At 56.8% G+C, this 21,557-nt stretch carries 15 protein-coding genes and 2 pseudogenes; 8 read left to right on the forward strand and 9 right to left on the reverse strand.

What is annotated here, in order from left to right:
* Positions 1 to 395 precede the first annotated feature (395 nt).
* Positions 396 to 794 (reverse strand): annotated as a pseudogene (locus I6F20_RS24685) (acyltransferase family protein); the annotation flags it as partial.
* 2,122 nt (positions 795 to 2,916) lie between these two features.
* Positions 2,917 to 4,329 (reverse strand): mannose-1-phosphate guanylyltransferase/mannose-6-phosphate isomerase, encoded by a 1,413-nt coding sequence (locus I6F20_RS24690; RefSeq protein WP_225128191.1) that lies wholly within the window; start codon positions 4,327 to 4,329, stop codon positions 2,917 to 2,919.
* 221 nt (positions 4,330 to 4,550) lie between these two features.
* Here I6F20_RS24690 and gmd point away from each other — a divergent pair, with 221 nt between their 5' ends.
* Positions 4,551 to 5,642 carry a GDP-mannose 4,6-dehydratase gene (gene gmd, locus I6F20_RS24695; protein ID WP_225128194.1) on the forward strand — a complete coding sequence of 364 codons (1,092 nt, stop codon included), beginning with the start codon at positions 4,551 to 4,553 and terminating at the stop codon, positions 5,640 to 5,642.
* Between the two features lie 95 nt (positions 5,643 to 5,737).
* Here gmd and I6F20_RS24700 read toward each other — a convergent pair whose 3' ends face one another.
* From I6F20_RS24700 to I6F20_RS24715, 4 genes are all read right to left on the reverse strand, one after another.
* Entirely contained in the window at positions 5,738 to 7,045 is a 1,308-nt protein-coding gene (locus tag I6F20_RS24700) for a WcaI family glycosyltransferase (protein ID WP_225128196.1), read from the reverse strand.
* 62 nt (positions 7,046 to 7,107) lie between these two features.
* Positions 7,108 to 8,082 (reverse strand): GDP-L-fucose synthase family protein, encoded by a 975-nt coding sequence (locus I6F20_RS24705; protein WP_225128198.1) that lies wholly within the window; start codon positions 8,080 to 8,082, stop codon positions 7,108 to 7,110.
* A gap of 293 nt (positions 8,083 to 8,375) precedes the next feature.
* Positions 8,376 to 8,648 carry a hypothetical protein gene (locus tag I6F20_RS24710; RefSeq protein WP_225128200.1) on the reverse strand — a complete coding sequence of 91 codons (273 nt, stop codon included), beginning with the start codon at positions 8,646 to 8,648 and terminating at the stop codon, positions 8,376 to 8,378.
* A 220-nt stretch (positions 8,649 to 8,868) separates the two neighbouring features.
* On the reverse strand, positions 8,869 to 9,948 hold the full coding sequence (locus tag I6F20_RS24715) for an ABC transporter substrate-binding protein (protein WP_225128202.1): 1,080 nt from the start codon (positions 9,946 to 9,948) through the stop codon (positions 8,869 to 8,871).
* 172 nt (positions 9,949 to 10,120) lie between these two features.
* On the opposite strand from I6F20_RS24715, the gene I6F20_RS24720 reads away from it, so the two are divergent.
* The 4 genes from I6F20_RS24720 to I6F20_RS24735 all read left to right on the forward strand — a co-directional run bounded on the left by I6F20_RS24720 (position 10,121) and on the right by I6F20_RS24735 (position 14,085).
* A complete protein-coding gene (locus I6F20_RS24720) occupies positions 10,121 to 11,620 on the forward strand; it encodes an undecaprenyl-phosphate glucose phosphotransferase (RefSeq protein WP_225128204.1) in 1,500 nt (499 codons plus the stop codon).
* A gap of 109 nt (positions 11,621 to 11,729) precedes the next feature.
* Positions 11,730 to 12,632, forward strand: coding sequence for a glycosyltransferase family 2 protein (locus tag I6F20_RS24725; RefSeq protein ID WP_225128205.1), 903 nt, complete (start codon positions 11,730 to 11,732; stop codon positions 12,630 to 12,632).
* The gene (locus I6F20_RS24730) at positions 12,625 to 13,587 is read left to right on the forward strand and encodes a UDP-glucuronic acid decarboxylase family protein (RefSeq protein WP_225128206.1); all 963 of its coding nucleotides are present in this window, start codon (positions 12,625 to 12,627) and stop codon (positions 13,585 to 13,587) included. The genes I6F20_RS24725 and I6F20_RS24730 overlap by 8 nt, the downstream gene beginning before the upstream one ends.
* A gap of 195 nt (positions 13,588 to 13,782) precedes the next feature.
* Positions 13,783 to 14,085, forward strand: a complete 303-nt coding sequence (locus I6F20_RS24735; RefSeq protein WP_225128207.1) for a hypothetical protein — start codon at positions 13,783 to 13,785, stop codon at positions 14,083 to 14,085.
* Between the two features lie 276 nt (positions 14,086 to 14,361).
* On the opposite strand, the gene I6F20_RS24740 is transcribed toward I6F20_RS24735, so the two are convergent.
* Both I6F20_RS24740 and I6F20_RS24745 read right to left on the reverse strand, forming a co-directional pair.
* The gene (locus I6F20_RS24740) at positions 14,362 to 15,144 is read right to left on the reverse strand and encodes a glycosyltransferase family 2 protein (RefSeq protein ID WP_225128208.1); all 783 of its coding nucleotides are present in this window, start codon (positions 15,142 to 15,144) and stop codon (positions 14,362 to 14,364) included.
* A gap of 4 nt (positions 15,145 to 15,148) precedes the next feature.
* A complete protein-coding gene (locus tag I6F20_RS24745; RefSeq protein WP_225128209.1) occupies positions 15,149 to 15,724 on the reverse strand; it encodes an LbetaH domain-containing protein in 576 nt (191 codons plus the stop codon).
* 941 nt (positions 15,725 to 16,665) lie between these two features.
* Here I6F20_RS24745 and I6F20_RS24750 point away from each other — a divergent pair.
* From I6F20_RS24750 to I6F20_RS24760, 3 genes are all read left to right on the forward strand, one after another.
* Positions 16,666 to 17,286: a glycosyltransferase family 4 protein gene (locus I6F20_RS24750; RefSeq protein WP_225128210.1), complete on the forward strand. Its 621-nt coding sequence runs from the start codon at positions 16,666 to 16,668 to the stop codon at positions 17,284 to 17,286.
* Positions 17,243 to 18,541 (forward strand): O-antigen ligase family protein, encoded by a 1,299-nt coding sequence (locus I6F20_RS24755; protein ID WP_225128211.1) that lies wholly within the window; start codon positions 17,243 to 17,245, stop codon positions 18,539 to 18,541. Before I6F20_RS24750 ends, I6F20_RS24755 begins: the two co-directional genes overlap by 44 nt.
* A 289-nt stretch (positions 18,542 to 18,830) precedes the next feature.
* Positions 18,831 to 19,478: a hypothetical protein gene (locus tag I6F20_RS24760; protein WP_225128212.1), complete on the forward strand. Its 648-nt coding sequence runs from the start codon at positions 18,831 to 18,833 to the stop codon at positions 19,476 to 19,478.
* A 624-nt stretch (positions 19,479 to 20,102) separates the two neighbouring features.
* Here I6F20_RS24760 and I6F20_RS24765 read toward each other — a convergent pair.
* Positions 20,103 to 21,447 (reverse strand): annotated as a pseudogene (locus I6F20_RS24765) (IS5 family transposase).
* Positions 21,448 to 21,557 lie beyond the last annotated feature (110 nt).

The following is a 21,557-nucleotide window of genomic DNA, read 5'->3' on the forward strand; positions in this document are numbered from 1 at the left end:
GTAGAGTGGATACGAAAGGCGGCCTAGCACATTAAGAAGACGCTGCTTTTGTTGGAGATGGCAAGTGACGGACAGATACAATAGGAGTGGAAAGATAAGGACGGTCGAAACAGCATCGAACACAGGGCTCGGATCGGAAGGCAAAAGACGGTCGCGAGCAGAAGGATCATTGGCCAAAGTAGAAGTGTGGGCAGGAATGGTTTGGGGCGGTAATGCCAAACCAGGACACCGGTAAAGAAGCCGAACAGGGAGCGAACAACACCTCCGAAGAAAGTAGCCCAGGTAGCCCCGAGATCGGCGGTACCGTGTTTGAGAATAGTTAGGGCGAGGAGTCCACCAGTGACAGCGGTGATCACCCAGGCGCACTTCGTATCTACCCGCAATATCAGCGCCGTTCAAAGCAAATTGACGGCAATTTCAAATGACAACGACCACATCGGGGTGTTGGTGGGAAATGTCGTGTCTGTGGGAGCCTGACTTACCCAAGGCTTAGGCAGCAAAGCCGCGTTGAAGGCCGTCCCGCCGAGGATGTCAGAAAGGCGTATTGCGAATGTTTCTGAAGCGCCAATCGGAGGAAGAAAAGCCCTGTTCCCAACAAGAGCTCCCAACAAACCAAGCGGCAATAACCTCTTCATGCGAATTTGCAGGAATTTGGCAACTGTTAGCCTGCGAGACTGAAGACGCATCGCATACGAGTGCGAAAGCACGAACCCGCTAAGCATGAAGAAGAAATCCACCGCCAGATAGCCATGAGGTGCCAACTGCGGCGCACCGACGATGAAAGGTGAAAAAACAGGACGCCAATGGCGGCGAAGCCACGAAGCGCGTCTAGCACTTCAAACCTCTCTTCTGTCAATCGACACCTAAGTATTTTCCGTGACTATGCGCGCCCGCGGTCGATTAACGGAATTAAGCGATTAAATCGAGGCAGCGTGAGACCCGACGTCGGGGTCGAGAAGGCATCTTCAACTCCGATAGTATGCATCCGCTCCCCGAAGAGGCCACGCGATATAGTAGGCGCTCGACGCACAAAATTGAACCATCTCCTCGGCGGTGGTCCAGACACCACGCCACCACCCGTAACAAGCAGCCCTCCTTCTTGCTCGCATAACGACTGCGCACCGAAAGGGATGAGGGAGTGGACAGTCATTTCAGGCTGTGGTTGGCTGCGCGCTTTGGACCAAAAAAGACATTCCCGGTTATGAATAGCGTAAACTCAAGTCGCACGTGGACGCCCGAAGATGATAGCGCGCTGAGATCGGCAATCATCAATGGCCAGTCCATCCTAGAAATCGCCGCAACCCTCTGCCGAACTGAAAACGCCGTGCGGCGGCGGCTCTATCAGCTTGGCCTTTCAACCGCTCGGCTTGGCTCTCGGCGTCGTCCAAGTCAAAGGTTCGGATAAGCCTCTACTTGAAGGGGCGCCGAAGCTCCCTGAGGAGCGGACGGGCTCGACTTTTGGTCGATAAACTGATGACCCCGACGTCAACGCTTGGTCGACGTGGTGTCGTCCTATGATCTTAGTACGAGCCAGCAATTTACGCTCGCGGCTGTACAACTTGGCGACTATCCCAACTTCGGTTTTCTACTTCAGGGACCGAAACATTGGTCGCGACATCGATACCCTTCGGGTTGCCGTCAAGGGACGAAGCGCTTTTCGATTCGGAGATGAAACAATCGCCGCTACAGCATCAACTCAAGCTGCTGCGGATGGCAGCATAAATGATGACCCCGCACTGCGGTTTTTTGACGAAGAACTCGCCCGCGATCATTTGCGGTTACAAATCTCCCATATCGCCCGAGCGCGGATTGCCTCTGTCATGAAAACAATTGGGTTTCAGCGTGTCCAAACAGATGGTTCCGCTACTGGGAATGCATGTTACGGCGCGGTCGCTAAGCAAATTGCCAGGAGAGCGACACGCGGTCATAGACGCTTCTTCAGTCTCGGCGAACTGATAGTTTCGAGCCGAGCATTTGAGCTTTTGAGGGAAATGTCGAAGTAGCTGCGATCTTTCGCGCTTGCGATCTACGGCAATCATCTTACTGTCGTTTCATAGGCCCAACCGGCTGCGCAAATGGTCACGCTCCTCGAGCAGTTCTCGGAGTCTTTGAGCATTGTCAGATTGTATCTCCTGCCACTCGATGCGATCCTCTGCAGTCCACAAGTGAGACTCGCGATTGAAACGATCTTTCTCGTTTGCATCAAACTCCATGTATAACTTTATGTCGCGTTCGACCTGGTCCAATTGTTCTTGGAGAGTAGTTGGCATCAGCCGTTCCTTCGGCTCGCCTCCAGCCCGCTCCGATCTACGACGCAATCGGCATGGCGATCAATGGGCGTTGTCCCTCGCGGCTGATATATCCATCCCATTTCAACTCATTCGCCTCAAAGTGCCACGTCGGAGCAATTTTACTAAAGTACGTAGCTCAGATCGACTGATCTCCCTCCATGAGATTATGCAGACAAGCTAAACTCCCGGAGGAAGCGGCAAAGCATCCTCCAGTGCGTCAACTCCACTCTCGGAGAAGTTGTTGGCCGCAATCAACCGTTGACTTTTTCCTATCAATCACGCACGAACTTTGGGAGCGCCTGGTCCGGTGCCGACCGGCACCGTCGGTCTCGTTACCATCACGGTCGCCGGTGTGAGGCTGCGCTATCGGGAGAGCGTGCCGACCGCGATGAAAACGGCATCGGTCGCGGCGGTCGGCTTAGTCAGGTCAATGGTTAAGCCGCTTAGCTTTGACAGTGTTCGCCACCAGCTCGTCGAGCCCCATGTTAGCAGATCGGGATCGCCGCGATCTCCTCGTCCTTGTGGACGCAGATCACGTACTGACCGAAATCCGCAAACAGTCCCGGGACATCAGACTCACATACTACTCCGGCCCGATCATCGCAATGCGCACTTCGGGTGTTGCTTAGGTTCTTTGGTAATCGTCTTCAATCCGGATGATGTCGTCTTCCCCGAGATAGGAGCCGGTCTGGACCTCGATCAGCTCCAGCTGGATCTTGCCCGGATTCTCCATCCGGTGGACGGCCCCCATCGGGATGTAGATCGACTCGTTCTCGTGCACCGTCTTCACCGTCTCGTTGACGGTGACCTGCGCCGTGCCGCGGACCACGATCCAGTGCTCGGCACGATGGTGATGCTTCTGCAGCGACAGCCGCCCGCCCGGCTTCACCACGATGCGCTTGACCTGGTGGCGCTCGCCATTATCGACGGATTGATAGCTGCCCCAGGGCCGGTGCACCTTGAGATGCTCCTCGGTGACTTTCGGCGCCACCGTTTTCAGCTTGGTCACCAGGCGCTTCAGCCCGTTGGCATCCTTCTGCCGCGAGACCAGCACCGCATCCGCGGTCGCGACCACGACGAGATCGTCGACGCCTTCGAGTGCGACCAGCGCGGAATCGGTGGTGACGTTGCAATTGCGGGAATCCTCGAACACGGCGGTGCCGTGCGCGGCATTGCCCTGTGCGTCCTTCTCCGACAGCTCCCACACCGCATGCCAGGAGCCGACGTCGGACCAGCCGCACGACACCGGCACGACGGCCGCGCACGAGGTCTTCTCCATCACCGCATAGTCGATCGAGATCGCCTTTGCCGCGCCGAAGGCTTCCGGCTTCAGCGTGACGAAGCCGAGATCGCGGCCGGCATTGTTGACGGCATTGGTGACGGCCTCGACGCTTGCCGCATCGACCCTGCGATATTCGTCGAGCAGCACGCTCGCCGGGAACATGAAGTTGCCGCTGTTCCAGAGATAGCCGGAATTGACGTAGTCGGAGGCCTTCACCGCATCCGGCTTCTCGACGAAGCGTGCCACCGCCTGCACCTCGCCCGCGATCACCTCACCCGGATTGATGTAGCCATATTGGGTGGCCGGCCGCTCCGGCTTGACGCCGAACGTGACGATGCGTCCGGCATTCGCGGCGGTGAGGCCTTCGCGGCAGGCCGCGACGAAGGCGGCATTATTCTGCACGACGTGATCTGCAGCGAGCGCGAGCACGATCGCCTCGCTGGCGCGGTTCTGCGCGAACACCGCGCCGGCGGCGATGGCAGGGCCGGAATCGCGCCGCATCGGCTCGAGGATCACGTCCGCCTCGATGCCGATCTCGGCAAGCTGCTCCAGCACCATGAAGCGATAGGACGTGTTGGTGACGACGATCGGCCGGTCGAACAGGGCAGCGTCGGACACGCGCAGCAGCGTGTCCTGGAACGTCGAGCGCGTGCCGAACAGCGGCAGGAACTGCTTGGGGCGTACTTCGCGCGAAGCGGGCCACAGCCGCGTGCCGGCACCGCCGCACATGATCAGTGGGATTATGCGTTTGTCCAAGATCTGAAGCTCCAGGCCAAATTCAATTCACAAATCGTACAACATTCATAAGGCCAGAACTTCACCGTTGGGCACACAAATTCGAAATAGCCTTAGCAGGACTCTGTTGCCTATTGCGCAGACCTCAACGCTGTTAATCTAAGCTTGCTTTTTTGACCCAGCCCATCTCCCTATTCTCTTCGTTTTCGAGTACGAACGGCCTACCGAACCTAGAGATTATTATGACAAAGAAACGAGCACTTATTACCGGCGTCACCGGGCAGGACGGCGCTTATTTGGCCGAACTTCTTCTGCAGAAGGGATACGAGGTCCATGGCATCAAGCGCCGGACCTCCCTCTTCAATACGGACCGCATCGATCATCTCTATCTCGACCCGCACGAGCCCGATCCGCCCTTCCGGCTTCACTACGGCGATCTAACGGATTCTTCGAGCCTGATCCGCATCGTTGGCCAGGTGCAGCCAGACGAAATCTACAATCTCGCGGCGCAGAGCCACGTTGCCGTTTCGTTCGAAGAGCCGGAGTACACGGCGAATTCCGACGCTCTGGGCACCCTGCGCATCCTCGAGGCCATGCGTATTACCGGCTTGGAGAGGAAGGCGCGCTTCTATCAAGCGTCAACATCCGAGCTTTACGGATTGGTCCAGGAGATCCCGCAAAAGGAGACGACGCCGTTCTATCCGCGCTCACCTTACGCCGTCGCCAAGCTGTATGCCTACTGGATCACGGTCAATTACCGCGAAGCCTATGGCATGTATGCCTGCAACGGCATCCTCTTCAACCACGAATCTCCGGTCCGCGGCGAGACCTTCGTGACTCGAAAGATCACCCGCGCTTTGGCGCGGATCCATCTCGGACTGCAGGAAAGGCTCTATCTGGGTAATCTGGATGCCTTGCGCGATTGGGGACACGCGCGCGACTACGTCGAAATGCAATGGCTGATGCTGCAGCAGGACAAGCCCGAGGATTTCGTAATTGCTACTGGCGTGCAACATTCGGTCCGAGATTTTGTCAATGTCGCTGCCAACGAAGTGGGCATGACGGTCCGCTGGGAAGGAAACGGCGTCGAAGAAAAGGGATATGACGCCAAGACCGGCAAATGCGTCGTTTCGGTCGATCCCCGCTATTTCCGCCCCACTGAGGTCGCGACGCTTCTTGGTGACCCGTCAAAGGCCAAGCAGAAACTCGGCTGGGCGCCCAAGACGTCGTTCGAAAGCCTGGTCCGAGAAATGATGAAGGAAGATCTTGAGTCCGCAAAGCGCGACGAGCTCATCAAGCAGCATGGGTTTAGATATTATCCGCGCCACGAGTAGTTCTCATAGATCGGCTATCAAGCAACAAGCAAAAAAATGAGCGCCCATTGCGGCGCTCATCCTTTTCGGACCGTATCCAATTGCTGTCGAATGCCTCAGGGCGACCGAACGGCATCCTCCACAGGAAGCCCAATGTCGTTGGCGCTGCCCGTCGGGCTGGCACGCGTCTGCCCTGTCGCATTGCCCTGCCCTATCATGGCCTCCGACCACCGGCCGACGATCGTGCGTCGATCCCAGCGATCAAGAGCTCGCCTTCTTCCTTCTTCGCCGTAGTGCTCACGCAGGCTGGGCGCGTCGCTGAGCTGGCAAATTGCGATTTCGAGAGCCGACGAATCTCCTGGCGGAATCACGAGGCCCGCATTCGTGACTTCCGCCGCGAGGCCGGTGCCTTCTTCGGCCATCGCAATGACCGGCCGAGCGGATGCGAAGATCGCACCGAGCTTCGAGGGCAACACGAGATCGGCGGCCTCGGCCTTCTGCGGAATCAGATGGAAATCGGCCGTGGCCATCAATTGATTGAAGCTGTCATTGGGCTGGAGCCCCAGGAAGTGCATATTGCGATGCCCGGCTGCAAGCTGCTCGAGCCTCATCTTGTGAGGCCCTTCGCCTGCAAGGATGAAGTGGATATGCGGATGACTTCGCTCCAGGCCAATCGCGGCTTCGATCACGAGTTCAAGGCCCTGCTTGTTGGACATCGTGCCGGAATACAGTCCAACGATATCGCCTTCAGCCAGGTTCAGTTGCTGACGGTATTTGGTCGCTCGAGACCCCGGACAGATCGCAGTGGTGTCGATCCAGTTTCTCACTTCCGCGGTTTTGTCGGGCCGCACTCCCTTGATCCTCAACCGCTCTACCATCGCTTGAGAAATGGTTGAAACGTTGTCGAACGATTTGAGGATCGCTGCTTCGATTCGAAGCATCCATTTTCGGAGAGAAGGATTGCGCAGCAAACCAAGATCGAACGCCGCATCCACCTCGAAATCCTGCACGTGAAGCCATGATCTGGCGCCGACGCGACGAGCGACGAAAGAGACGAAGGCTGCCGACATCAGCGACGGCGCGACAGCGATCATGACGTCGGGCCGCCAGGATAGCGCCTGAAGGAGAACCGGGGCCGAGCTCGTGAGCGCGAATGAAGCGTGATGAACCAGCCGTCTGACGCCAGAAGGATGTCCGGGCACATAAATCGGCGTACGCGTTACTCGAACTCCATTGATATCTCTCGATCTGAAGTACGAGGATTTGAATGCAGGGGGGATTTTCCAGGCGGGGTAATAAGGAGGCGCCGTAATCACTCTGACTTCATGGCCTTCGGCTACCAGACTCTCGCAGAGCTCGGCGTTGTATTTCGCCACACCGATCAGATCGGGGGCATAATTGATGCCAACCAAAAGAACACGCATAAAGCCCGCCCCAATTCAAATTTCAGAATAAAAAACTCTCTATAGCAATCTAACTAGTCTACTCAGCGCGTTGCGCCGACTTCCAGATGACGTCCATAGCCGTGAAGATAATCTGCGTAGGCCGCTGCAAGGCCGGCCCGCAAGGCAACTTTCGGCTGCCAACCAAGCGCTCGGATTCTCGAGCTATCCAGCAGCTTGCGTGGTGTCCCGTCAGGCTTGGATGTATCGAACGCGAGCTTGCCCCCGTAGCCCACGACCTCCGCGACTGTGGTCGCGAATTCGGCGATCGACAATTCGTCGCCTGTGCCGACATTGATCGGCTGGTCACTCGAATAGTTCTTCAGAAGGAAAACGCAGGCATCCGCAAAATCATCGACATTGAGGAATTCGCGCAGCGGCGTGCCGGTGCCCCACACCGAAACGCTGGGTGCATTGGCGAGCCTGGCTTCGTGGAAGCGCCGGATCAACGCTGCGGGGACGTGACTGTGGTCCGGATGATAATTGTCGCCGCGACCGTAGAGATTGGTCGGCATTACCGAGATGAAATCGTCGCCATATTGCCGGCGATACGCCTGGCACATCTTGAGGCCAGCGATCTTGGCGATTGCGTACCACTCGTTGGTCGGCTCGAGCGGTCCTGTTAGCAATTCGCTTTCGGCCATCGGCTGCTTGGCGTGCTTGGGATAGATGCAGGACGAGCCGAGGAACAGCAGGCGCCGAACACCAACCGCGTGACTTGCGCGGATGACGCTCAATTCCAGCGCAAGGTTGTCGCAGAGAAAGTCGACCGGGAAATTGTTGTTGGCTGCGATACCGCCAACCTTTGCAGCGGCATGAACCACGACGTCCGGGCGATTGGTCTCGAGCCATTTGAGCGTGGGTTCTTCCTTCGTCAGATCCAGCTCGCGCCGATCAGCCGTGAGCACGGTGCAATTTTCCGACGCAAGCCGGCGGACGACAGCTGATCCCACCATGCCCCGGTGACCCGCGACGAAGACACGTTTGCCCGTGAGATCGTAGGTTGAAGCCCCTGTCATCGTATCCTCTATCAGCATCCGTTTGGCTGGATCGCACCACCTGGCGAGATCCGGCGACCGGTCGCTTTATGCAATCACGCTGCAGATGCAGCACCGACGAACTGCTAACACAATCTTCACCATGCGACAGCCTGCCCCGGTCCGACAAAGATATTCATGGTGAACCTGCGCTGCGCGCACAAATGATCAGCACACAATGAAACAAAAACGAGCAAGGCAGCCGCATCAATTTGTGCGACTGCCTTGAAAACGAGCGGTAACGGGCGGCAGCCGCCGCTCAATTTACTTGGATCTTAGTACGCCCGACGCAGGACCGGACCGACAGGCGCGCAAACGCGATCCATGTACCAGCCATAAGGCGTCTCGACCCGCACCAATGGGCAGCGGCGCCACGGCGTATAACGATACGGGTACGGCTGCGCCCAGAACGTAACGGGTGTCACCTGGCTCTCGCCTGTGAGCAGGGCGGCCGGCGCGGGCATCTGCATGGCGGCGCTCGCTCCGCTCGCTGCGCAGAAGGTAACAGTTGCAGCCAAAAGACCTGCTCGCATCAACGTCTTGAACATCCAAAAAGCTCCTCGCCCCTGCGGATTGATCCCCCGACCCGCGCTTGTCAGACCCCAGCCGACCAACGTCACGGTCTGGAAAGCCACTCCGCGACTAGCCCAAATAGTGAACCGAACTTTACCAAGGCCACCGGCGGAAATGCAACCGATGCCGGCGCGGCCGAGGGCCTTTTGGAACGATATGGCGCGCAAGTGTGGCTTCTTGGTCCTATTTTTGGTCCTATTTCTCCTGGCTCCAGGCACGTGGAGCCGCGAGGTCGGGTGAACGGCGGTAAACATCCCGCAGGAACTGGTAGCTGACCGTCTGAGCCAAAGGCACGTCTTCCTCGCCGAGCTTGGCGAAAAGAAGGATATCCCGGAGCGTCCGCCAGCGGCTTTCGTCGTAGTCGCCGATGCGGCCGCCGGTCGGCAGCACCAGCGGGCGCTGCTGCTGCAGCTCGAATTTCAGCCGCTCGGAATTCAACCTGGCCGGATCGGCGCCCGCGAGAACGGGCACGCTCCGTGCATAGTCCGCGTAGGTGAATTGCCATCCTCGAATGAGGCCCTGAAGGACATCGGCAATGATGGATGGCTGTTCATGGACGAGAATATTGCTCGCGAAGTAGACTAGGCCAGGAACATGGATGCCGTAGTCTTGCGGTTTGATGACGTTCAGCTTCACGAAGGTCGAGCTGGTGGGATCCGGCTGGTCGTCGATGGCGGCGATGATCGCGTCCACCTCCCCGGCCCGCAGGGCTTCGAAGCTGTCGCGGTCCGGGACCTTGGTGATCTGGCTTCGGGGCAGCCCGAGTTGCGCCATCATGGCATCGAAGACGACGTCTCCCTCACTCGCCCTGCGGTAGCCAACCCGCTTTCCGACCAGATCGGCCGGCCGTCGCAAGGCGGAGCTTTCGAGCGTGAAGATCGCGACAGAGGTGTCGAGGAAGCTTGCGGCAAACGCAGTCACGGGGACGCCGCGCCAGCTCGCCAGCAGGAAGTTTTGGCCGCTCGTCACGCCGATGGCATGTTGGCGTGCAATGGTTTGGACGAAGTCGGGATCGGGCTGAGCCGACACCTCGATGCGGGAAGAGAAATATCCCTGCCTGGATGCGGCGAGCTCGCCGGCAAACCGCGCGCCATAGGGCCCATCAACGAGGAGCTTGATTGCGACGGGCCTGGACGCCGTTGGCGCTGGGAGGGGCGCCGCATCGGGACGAAGAAGGAGAAGCACGAGTCCCACCAAAGCGACGGCCGCAAGGCCAATGGCGAGGTAGCGCTTCCCTCTCGGCCGGGTCCGCCGCCGGGACAGGGTGCGAGGCAACGAGGACTTCCTAACGGTTTGTGAAATTAAACATATCAGTCGAGGCGGGATGAGCTACAATGCACGCTTGTGGGGTAAGGTTAATTTTTCCTTCGCCTTGTTCTAACAGCGATTTTGCCCGATAGCACGGCTTGTTCGGGCTAATGAATTTTGCGTCAATGGATTTGGCAGGATGACAATTCTTTCCACTCGGCCGGTGCCCGTCGCTGATTCTGCGACGGAAATCCGGGTTGTCGAGCCGGTCGCGCCCACACCTACAGGGTTTGCGCCGAGCTGGCTGCGACCTGTGGTGGTCGAACGGCTGCTGGCGGTGGTGGATGCGGCGCTGATCGTGGTCAGCGGCATCGGCTGCGCGGTCGGCTATCACGTCGTCACCGCGGGCGTGCTCGGCAAGGCGGACGTCTATGCGGCCGCGAGCGTGCTGGTGGCCATCAACTTCGTCCTGCTGACCATCGTGCAGCGGGGCTATCGCCTCAAGACCGTCACCAACCTGCCCCGCACGTTCCGGATGACGCTGGCGACCTGGACCGGCCTCTTCGGCGCGCTGCTGGCGATCGCCTTCACGATGAAGGTCAGCGACGAGTTCTCCCGCGGCACCACGATCTCGTTCTACCTGGTCGGCCTTGCCGCCCTGCTGGCCTGGAAGATCGTGGCGGCGCGCTGGACCGCGCATGCCTTGCGCACCGGCGCCTTCGCCAACGGGCGGGCACTGCTGATCGCCGAGTTCGGCCTTGCCACCTCGTCCAACACGGTCGACGACCTCGGCCAGCACGGCTACCGCCTGATGCGCGTGATGGAGATCCCGGCCAAGGAGTTGGCTTCGCCCCTGCTGCTGTCCTCGCTGGCGCCGCGCTTCGAGGAGCTCATCAATTACGCGCGCGAGCAGCGGATCGAGCACGTCTTCCTCCTGATCAACTGGAGCCGGCAGCACGCGATCGACAGCATTCTGGACGCGCTGAAGATCCTCCCCCTCCCGGTGCATCTGGTGCCGGACCCCAATACGGCGCGCTTCCTGCGCTATCCGCTTTCCGGCACCGGCAACACCTTCACCGCCGAGCTGCGCCGAGCCCCGCTCACGTTGCGCGAACGCGCGTTCAAGCGCGCGCTGGACCTCGTCGGCGCGAGCTTTGCGCTTTTCGTGTTTGCGCCGATGATGCTGGTGACCGCGCTCCTGATCAAGCTGACCTCGACGGGACCGGTGTTCTTCCGCCAGACCCGCCACGGCTTTGGCGGACGCGCGTTCAGGATCTTCAAATTCCGCACCATGCGCGTGCTCGAGGACGGCCCGAACATCGTACAGGCGCAGAAGAACGACCCGCGCGTCACACCGATTGGCAAATGGCTGCGCAAGACCTCGATCGACGAGCTGCCGCAGCTCCTCAACGTACTCAAGGGCGACATGTCGCTGGTCGGCCCCCGCCCGCACGCGGCCGCGCACAACACCGAATATGAGCAGATCATCGGCAACTACGCCTTTCGCCACCACGTCAAGCCCGGCATCACCGGCTGGGCCCAGGTTAACGGTTATCGTGGAGAAACCCGCACGCTCGATCTGATGCAGAAGCGCGTGGGGTATGATCTGTGGTACATCAACAATTGGAGCATTTGGCTCGACATGAAAATCCTACTAGGGACAGCTATGATGATTGTTGCTCGCCCAACGGCCTACTGAGCTGGGCAGACCTGCTCTGATCCACCGCAATCGAAGGCCTGCGGTCACGACAGGAAGGCGTCGTCCTTCTCATTATATCGAAATGCCGCCTCCAATCTAAGGAAGACTCTTGAGCACCCCGGGAACACTTGAACAGGCAGCAACGAACTTTGTTTCCATCCAATTGAAGCCCCAGTGCGTCGTAGTCTTTCTGACGTACAATTCGGCATCCATCATCCGAGAGACTGTTGAGCAAGCGAAAAAGATCGGCGCAGACCTCTTCGCTGTGGACTCCTTCTCCACTGATGACACAACTGCAATATTAGACGAATGCGGTTGCACCGTATCGCAACGGGCTTTTTCGAACTATAGCGACCAGAGAAACTGGGCCATCGCACAGGTCTCGGCATACAGTTGGCAGCTACACTTGGATGCAGACGAAGTTCTCGATGACCAAGCGGTACAAGAGATCAGAGCGATCCTTTCTGGCAAGCCAAAGTTTGATGCGTACATGTTGCGTCGACGAGACTACTTTATGGGCAAGATGCTTCGCTTTAGTGGCGTGAATCCGTGGCATCTCAGATTATTTCGGTCGGGCGCAGGCCAATGTGAGGCTAGACTGTATGATCAGCACTTCGTCAGCAATCAGCCGTGCGGCAAATTAGCGGGTCTGATGCATGATAAGAACTCGGCATCTTTAGGCGATTGGATCGTGCGGCACAATCGCTGGAGCGATGCGGAGGTCAGTGAGCTATCGAAGACAACACAACAAGACGGCCCGATACTGCGAGGCAGATTGACCGGAGATGCGCGAGAGCGGACACGATTCGTGAAGGGCGTTTACTATAGTCTTCCGAGCGGCCTCCGGTCCCTTGTATACTTCTTCTATCGTTACTTACTACGATTGGGCTTCTTAGATGGCAAAGTCGGATTTTACTTCGCGTTCTTTCAAGCTCTGTGGTTCCGGATGCTCGTTGACGCGAAGATGTATGAGCGCCATTTAGAGCGCGGTGGAGATCAGAATAATGTCTAGAGGCCAATACGACCAATTCAAGCGTATTCTAGTGACTGGCGGAGCAGGCTTCTTGGGGAGCCACCTATGCGACCGCCTCATTGCCGGTGGGCACGAAGTCGTTTGCGTTGATAATGTCTTCACCGGCACCAAGCGCAACATCGAGCATCTGCTGGGGCATCCGCGTTTCGAATGGTTCCGCCACGATGTGACATTTCCTCTTTTTGTTGAGGTCGACGAAATCTATAATCTCGCTTGCCCCGCATCTCCGGTGCACTATCAGCATGACCCCGTTCAAACTACAAAGACAAGTGTGCACGGGGCAATAAATATGCTCGGCTTAGCAAAGCGACTGCGAGCAAAAATTCTCCAAGCCTCGACGAGCGAGGTTTACGGAGATCCTGAGATTCATCCACAAGTCGAATCCTACTGGGGTCGTGTAAATCCGATCGGAGTACGAAGCTGTTACGACGAAGGCAAACGCTGCGCAGAGACGCTTTTTTTTGATTATTACCGGCAGCACAAGTTGCGCATTAAAGTTGTTCGAATCTTCAATACGTACGGTCCCCGCATGCACCTGCGAGATGGCAGGGTCGTGACCAACTTTATCGTCCAGGCCCTCAAAGGCGAAGACATAACCATTTATGGCGACGGCTTGCAGACACGCAGCTTCTGCTACGTTGACGACCTGATCGAAGCAATGATCCGTATGATGAATACCGGTGATGAGGTTACTGGACCAATTAATATTGGCAATCCCGGTGAGTTCACCATGATTGAGCTGGCGGAGAAGATTATCAACCTAACCAACTCAAAGAGCAAAATTATCAAGCTGCCCTTGCCGCCCGATGACCCCAAGCAGCGTCGGCCGGATATTGATCTCGCGTACAAACTGCTCGATGGTTGGGAGCCAAAAACGAACTTAAATGAAGGGCTAGGCAAGACGATTTCCTATATCGAAAAAGCTCTAGAGTAGGACTACACCATCCTCGATGGTAAGCTTGCCAACTCAATCAATATCCAACTGCCTAGCCTGCCTAGCACCGTCACGGGGATAGCCGTCACTCGCGTTTTTTGCATTCACCGGAAAACTCTTCGGCATGGAGGGGTGTCACCACAGCGCCTTCTAAAAATCTGGCGAACAAACTTCGGAAGGATCGAAAACCGGTGGATGGATGAGCACACCGTTCTTTCTCACGGGGAGATTGCTGAGCCTCCGGGAGCGCTAATCGACGACAATAAGAAAGATTTCAGCTTCTGGGTTGACAAGCACAATCGCTATGCAATTAGGGAAATGGTCGACTTCCTAAACCAGGAGCACAACTTCTTTCAGGAAGACAGCACCTTAACCTCAACGGGAGAGGCGAAGGCGAAGCGCTTGAAAAAAGCAGGTACTCTACAATCGTGCACCTCTGCTCTATCGCGCACTAGCGCTCTTTCTTTACCGCTATTTTTTCGCCTAGGGGCTCCTTGATGGAACAGCGGGTCTTTCATTTGGTCTTTTTCAGACGCTCTGGTACAGATATCTTGTCGATCTGAAAATTATTGAGGCATGCAGGTTGATTGCCCGTCCCGGCATTGAAGAATTCAAACGAGCGCTCAAACGAGAGCACGGCTTCGAACTCTAGGACCCTCGTCGTACCTCTTCTTCTTCCACACCAAGAGCGTCGAGTGCCGCGCCAGCCTTCTCCCTAAAATTCTTGTGTGCGACCAAGCCGTCCCGGGCATTATGCCCGTAACTGTCCAAAGATCACGAATAGCGCAGCGCGTCGTATAAATTCGGGAAAATGCGGCGCACAGAATTTGTACCCACTTTTGCAACCCACAAGACGGCTGCCACGGCCCGGTTCATTTTGCTTTCTTCGATGTAAATGCGCCAATGCTCCGCGTTAATTTGCCGCCGATGAATGTCTCCTTGAGAAACGCCTCCCCTCTCGAACAAGCAAACGTTGGCAGGGTACTGCAACGTCGTCACATTCGGATCGTTTAGCATTCGCGTTGTTAGCGCCCAGTCAGACGAAAACCTGTATGAGAGATCGTATCCGCGACCTAACGCACTCCGCAGGTAGAAAATGGCCTGATGATGAGTGAACATCACGTAGAAATTGGCTTTCGGCGCCCGAGCCGGCTTCTGCCATCGCTGCTGCCCGTCCGTCTCGCAAGCGTCGCCATATACAATCGTCGGGCGACGATCCTTGATGAGATCGCTCACATTTTCGAGGACGCACTCATCAAAGAAGCAGTCCCCTGCGTTCATAAAAATGCAGTAATCTCCAGACGACATTTTGATGCCCTTGTTCATGGCATCAAAGATTCCTCGATCTTGTTCTGAGATGAATTTGAAGCGCTTGTTATCCAGCTGCTCCAGCAAAGCAACCGTTCCGTCGGTGGATTTTCCATCAACGACGATCCATTCAAAATTGTCGTATGTTTGCTGGAGAACCGTCTCCAAGGTCTTCGAAAGACCTGAAGCGTTATTGAACGTGACAGTGATCACACTAAACTTGGGACGGGCGTCCGACAGAATCCGCATGAGATTATGACTCAAGATCGCCACGCCCACCGCGGGCGCGCTTTGGCATCGCCGGATTGCCAACATATACCATTTGAGGTTCAAGGTCCTTGAATGTCACGCCACGAGCTCCCAAAACTGCACCCTCGCCCATCCTGACCCCTGGTCCTACGAACGCCTCGGCTGCCACCCAACAATTTCGCTCGATGACAATTGGTTGGGCCACAAGCTGAAAATTGGGATCATCAATATCATGCCCTCCGGCGCAAAGATGGGCTCGTTGCGAGATGATCGTGCCAGATCGAATAGTAATCGGTGCCATATTATAGCAATTTACGCCCTCTGCCAAAATGCACCTTTCTTCCATCGTCAGATGCGGAGGATACCAAACGCGCGCGCTTCCACGAACGTCCGTACGTGCGCCCATTTTTGCACCAAACAGCCGGAGCAAGGCGCGCCTCCATCCATGCATCGGTGCCGGCGTCCACGATGCCAGCAATAGCCAGGTCACATTCCACATCGCCCGCTGCAGGCGGTTCGATAACGAAAAGCTTGCTCCACCATCCAAGGGCTTTGAAATCTTTGCGTCAATGATCGCCATCTCGCTCGTCGCTCCCTGCGGCAACCCGCTTCTGAATCTACACAAACTGCTCAAAAGCGCCCGGCCAGACAATCCCTCGCCACTCCCCATGGGACGATATAGTTACTTTGATTACCGGAAGCCGACAAAGCCTTCCAGAACGGGCGACCGCATTCAAAAACAATTCCGAGACGAACAAGGCTAATCCCGATTGGCGCCAGCGGAGGACGGTTTCCGCCATTTATCCGTCGCCCCGGCCATGATACAAGGTGAGATGAGAGATTTTTGCTTTCGTTGAGAGGATCGAAGCCGTTCCCCGGCCTTCGCTGACAAATCGAGACAGACGGCATCCGATGCTTGGCCGCCTTAAGGATAACCCGATCAATTGCTTTCTGTCACAAAGCTCTGCTCCTACATAGAAACGTTATACTTTCTGGATTGGCTCGCGATTCATGACGGCAACTTACACTGTTTACCTTTGGGAGCCGGAACTATCGCCCCACAAGTTGCCCTTATTCGAAGAGTTGCTGTGCCACTCAAGGGTTTTGCGCGCAATCTATATCGCCCAAGCGGACCTCCACGCCGGTCGTCAACGTGAGGGTTGGCAAGTCGAAATTGGGAACGAAATCCCCATTTTGGTCGCCCCAAGCGCCGAACAGATTGATCAGATTGTTGCGAACTCCCCCAGTAACTCAATCCACATTTTCTCGGGCATGCGCTGGGTCCCATGCATTGTAAGCGGACTACGAGCCGTCGTTAAGCATCGACGCAGGTTTGGTATTCTACACGAACCTCGTGTGCTCGAGGGATTATCTGGCCTTGCGCGCCTGGGTCACTCCTGGCTGACAGAGGCCTCTCTCCGTCGACACGCGAGCTTCATCCTCGCGATCGGAGCTCACGGCCCAAGGTGGTTTAGGCTGACGGGCTATTCGAGCTCGCGCATTTTCCCATTCGCCTACTTCTTGAGCAAACGAGCCGTTTCCGACGCCAGCTTCAGCGTGGCGACGAGTGCCGAGCCGGTTGTTACATTTCTGGGTCGCTTGGAGGAGCTCAAAGGTATCCATTTGTTCTTGGGCGCCCTCAGCAAGATTACGAGCAAGGCGAGGTTCTATGTTGCGGGATTTGGGACCTGGTCCCCTCGCGTAGAGGATGCTCAGCGCAAACATACAAATCTTCAATTTCTGGGCGCTATCAAGATGGCCGAAGTTCCGTATTTGCTGTCTAATACGGATATCCTGGTGCTCCCCTCCATCACCACGGACGACGGTTGGGGGGCCGTCATCAGTGAGGCACTCATGGCCGGCGCGGCTATCGTTTCCTCCCATAAAGTGGGCGCATCAATGTGCTTGGCGGATCCCGCACGGGGACGCGTCGTCAACAAGCTTTCGGAGGCTGAGGTTGCCAGGGCCGTTGACGACATCATCGACAACGGATTGCTAAACGACTCTTACAGAAAGGCCAGAGCCGAATGGGCCGACAAGCATCTGACCCAGCGCGCCGGCGTCGAGTACCTCCTTAGAATTCTCGACCACCTTTTTCATGGAAAACCTCGTCCGCATTCGTTTGTCTCCGAACATGACTGAATCCGACTTAACGCCGATTGCTTCGCAGCGGAATTTTTTCTCTCGCAAGGTTTGGCCGTCGCCCTACCGAAGCAACTCCAGCTCAGTGCCTTTTGGCCTGCGGCATCTGGTTCTTTGCGCAGCCGCCGTCGTACTCATGTTTTCAAACGACGAGAGTAATGCGGTTGCTTTCCAGGCGCTTGGCGTGGCGCTTTTCATCCTCTCCGGCGCCATGTTCTTTGTCACCACTTTCGATCGCGCGGTGGAGATCACGCCGTTCGATACCGTCATGCTGATTTCTGTGCCTCTGTCCTATACCGCGGCGGCCTTTTCTCAGGACGGCTATTCGCTGATGCACACGACGATTTTCTTAGTGACCTACCTGTCCGCCATGATCATTGCCCAGCGTACAACAGCGGAAGAATTGATCATGTGCGTACGCGTCTCGACGGTAGCCATACTTATCCTTGTGGCGTTCGTTTTCGGACACACTTTGATTTCTGGTTTGATGCCAGGGCAGCTCAAACGCTGGGAACTGCGGGAAGCTCCATTTGGAATGCACCCAAACCTTGCGGGTTTCAACTACGGCGGCTTCATCGTCATGGCCGCAAATTCTGGCATGCTGAAGTGGCGATATAATCATTTGCTTACCGCGGTAATTATAGGCTTCTGCCTCGCCGTGATGCTCGTTGCTTCGGCTCGCGGCGGGCTCTTGGCTGTCGTGCTGACACTGGCGGTATATGTGTGGACGGAGATTCTTAGGGGGCAGCGGTCGACGTTCTATCTAATTATCATTGGCGCTGCGCTGGTCGTGTTGTCCTTCGTCTTCTGGGATACCATCGTAGCCTATGCGGTCGAGATGCTAGACCTCGAGTCAAAGCAGCGCGGCCTTCAATCGGGAGGCACAGGACGGTTTGAAATCTGGGCTCGCGGGATTGACTATATTTCAGGCAGAAGCTGGGAGATATTCATTGGTAGCGGCCTGAGAACTGCCGGCCACATGGGCTTTCCCGTCGAGAGCTCCTACATCAACCTTGCGGTCGAGTCAGGTATCTTCCTGACGGCAGCAATCTTGATCAGCTTCCTGAGCATATTGGTCAGATCTTATCGCAAGCAGGGAAGCGCAAGCCCGTTTCATCGATTTGCGTTCTACACACTTCTCTTCGCGATGTTCCAGTCCATTTTCAACAGGTATCTCATCGCAGTCGGCAACCCATTCTCATTGATGATTCTGGTCATTGCATCGAAAGCTTCAGCCAGAAGTAACCCACGATAAGGCGCAACTCGGGCGAACGACGTTACTAGAGGGCGCGCTGTTTCGGCTCGAGCCGGCATCTGCGTCGAAAAAGAACCCGACACTTGGACATAATTTGCAACCACGGAATCGGGTCTTGCAGCTAAAATCAGCGGTATGCCTTGTTTTTCTAACGTCGATAGCGCAACCTGCGCAGGCGTGCGATGATAGACCGCCTCCAGTCGGAGCGGTTACACTTAAGTACACGAACGTCGCATTTGATTTCTGTCCGCATCTCGCCGACATATCGTTTTCAGGATATGGGACGGCAGTGAAGCTCTACAACGGACATTGGTGGACTAAATCGACACCAAGCCCATCGCTCTACAGTGAGCGCCCGGACGGTACGCTGGCAATCGCTCAGGGAGGCGCCGTGACAAGCGTACCCAAGACGATGGTTCAGGGTTCTCTACCTTTGCTCTCGGGTGACAAAGGGTTCTTCGTAGAATTCGAGACCTCCCTTTCAGACGATCACGAAGATCATTTTCCGGCCGTGTGGCTAATGCCGATTGAGCATAATCAACGACAGGAGGACAGCTATCCTCCCGACGAACGGGGCTTTGAACGCTGGCTTGAAATCGATGTAGATGAGGGTGGCTTCAGCCCGGGTCCAATGGCGACGGCCATATCCTGGTCCGGCATTTGGCCGAACTACCAACGGGTACGAAGCAACCCCAATCTGCGCAACGACAAAATCGATCGCTCTCAACGACACCGTTTCGGAGCTGGATTTGACCCCGAACATCTCAAGATCACGTTCTGGTATGATGACAAAGTTCAATATGTTGCCTCAGGCGCTTCCGTTCCCGAAATCGCTAGGAAGCAGCATTTTTATATCATCATGAACGCCGATGCCCACAAACTGAAACTCCCGTATCAGCTTTACATACACAGGGTTCGCGCTTTCATACCCGAATGAGGAATACGCCCCAAAATCGGTCGCTTCCCCGAGTTTTGTTCATAAAGGGACCGCTCCTCCTTGGAACTGTCTTCGACGAACGGGATCGAGGTAACGTGCTGCGCATGAACAATCTAGGATAGAATACATTAAGCCGAGGGACTTGAGGAAATTGAACAAGCTTCGCTATTACTACCGGGCGGCCCGCCATGTTGTACGAAGCATCTTGTCGGCTATTCAGTTAGTCAAATTCCCGATTTCGATGAAGGCGGCGTCGAATTCTTCGCGACGGCAATGCGCGCCAGCCGCATTTACCTTGAGTATGGCAGCGGAGGCTCGACCATTATGGCCGCGAAGTACGTATCTCGGTTGGTCAGCGTAGAACCGGACGCACTCTTCGCCAAAACTGTACAGACCGCCCTGCCCGAGACGGATGCGGAAATTTCTATCCTGACGCCTTACATCGGAGTTACACGGGATTGGGGTTGTCCAGTTTTCGATCACCCAACTCCAGCGAAAATCGCAAGGTGGAAAATCTTGCCGCAAGCGCCATGGAAGGTACTTTCGGACACACCCGACCTGATTCTGGTTGCTGGTCGGTTTCGAGTCGCCTGCGCCCTGGAAAGCCTGCTACCGAGTCGTCCGTTAAGAAGCCGATTGCAGCGGTGAGCGTTCGCTGGCGGCCGCGACGAGGGTGGTCAGGATGAGGCACCAAAGAGCCTTCAGCCAGACGAGGACACGGCGGAAGTTGTGACCGACGGCGGAGAGGATGACGTTATCCGCATCGCCGCTGCGGCCTTTGAGGTAGCATCGGCCGAGGTGACCCTCGGTCTTCAGGTGTTCGATGATGGGCTCGATGGCGGAGCGGCGGCGCAGCTCGCGTTTGATGACACCGAAGACGCCGCGCTTCTGGCCGGAGATGAAGACCCGGCGGGGATTTTGCGCGTCGTGGCCGCGGTATCCCTTGTCGACATAGGCCCGTTCGATCGCACAGCCGGTGAGTGTCTCGGTGCGGTCGATGACGTCCCGCAAGGTGTGACCATCGTACGGGTTATCGGGTAGCGCCCTGGCGTGCAGCACGAACAGGCCGCCAGGAGCACGGCGGTTGTTGGTGACAATGGAGGCTTTGAGACCGAACTCGTAGGGCGCGGCGGCCTTGCCCTTGCCGATGCACTCGACCTCTGGAGCATGGAAGGAATAAAGCTTCCAGCCGCGCTGGCGCTGCTGCTGCGAGCGGATCTGCGAGCCCCGGCCGAGCGGGAGGGCGAAGGCGTTCTCGAGCACGGCCTCACCTTCGATCTTGCGCTGATATCGCGGATGATCCGGCCCAGCGGCAGCGCAGGATGCGCAACTGCCGCTGATGCCGCTTGAATTGCTTGGCGTAGGCGTAGCGTCCCGCCATCATCGTCGCGGTCTTGGCAATGCGAAGATAGGACTGCCGCAGCTTGACCCCCTTCTTCCTCGCCAGGCGGTTAAGCCCCTTGATTGCCGCGTGCAGCAGCTTGGCATCGGTCGGAAAGGTGATGGCCTTCGGCTGCACGGTGGTATCGACCGCGACCCGCTTGAGGTCCTGGCTGCGCAACGCGCCGGCCTCGTGCGCCACCCGCAGGCTCTCAGCCAGCAACAGCTCCAGCTTGTCGCCAAGCCGCTTGCGCCAGTGGCTCAGGTCCGAGCGCTCGTGCGAGAACGCGTGCTGAAAGAACTCTGCGCCGGTGAAGTACTGGAAATAGGGGTCGTGGACCCAGCGCTCGCACACCCCCTCATCGGACAGGCCGTAAATGTGCTTGAGCAGCAGCAGTCCGATCATGAATCGGGTCGCAATCCCTGGCCGACCGTTCTCGTTGTAGAGCGGCGCAATCTCGCCGTCGATCCAGTCCCAATCGACCTTGCCGGCGAGCTGAACCAGCTCGTGCTTCATGTTGATGATCTGGTCCAGCCTGGCCCGGAACAGATCGCCCGATCCCGTCGCTTTTGGCTTCTTCGGTCGCATCGCCACCTCCGATGCGAGAACGGAATCATGACTGGCGATTCGATGGAATCCTGAAAATGAAATTGCAGGGTTCCGATGCCCGGAGCATCAAAACCTTGCAATCCTAAAAC

Source organism: Bradyrhizobium sp. IC3123, from assembly GCF_020193625.1.
GTDB lineage: Bacteria > Pseudomonadota > Alphaproteobacteria > Rhizobiales > Xanthobacteraceae > Bradyrhizobium > Bradyrhizobium yuanmingense.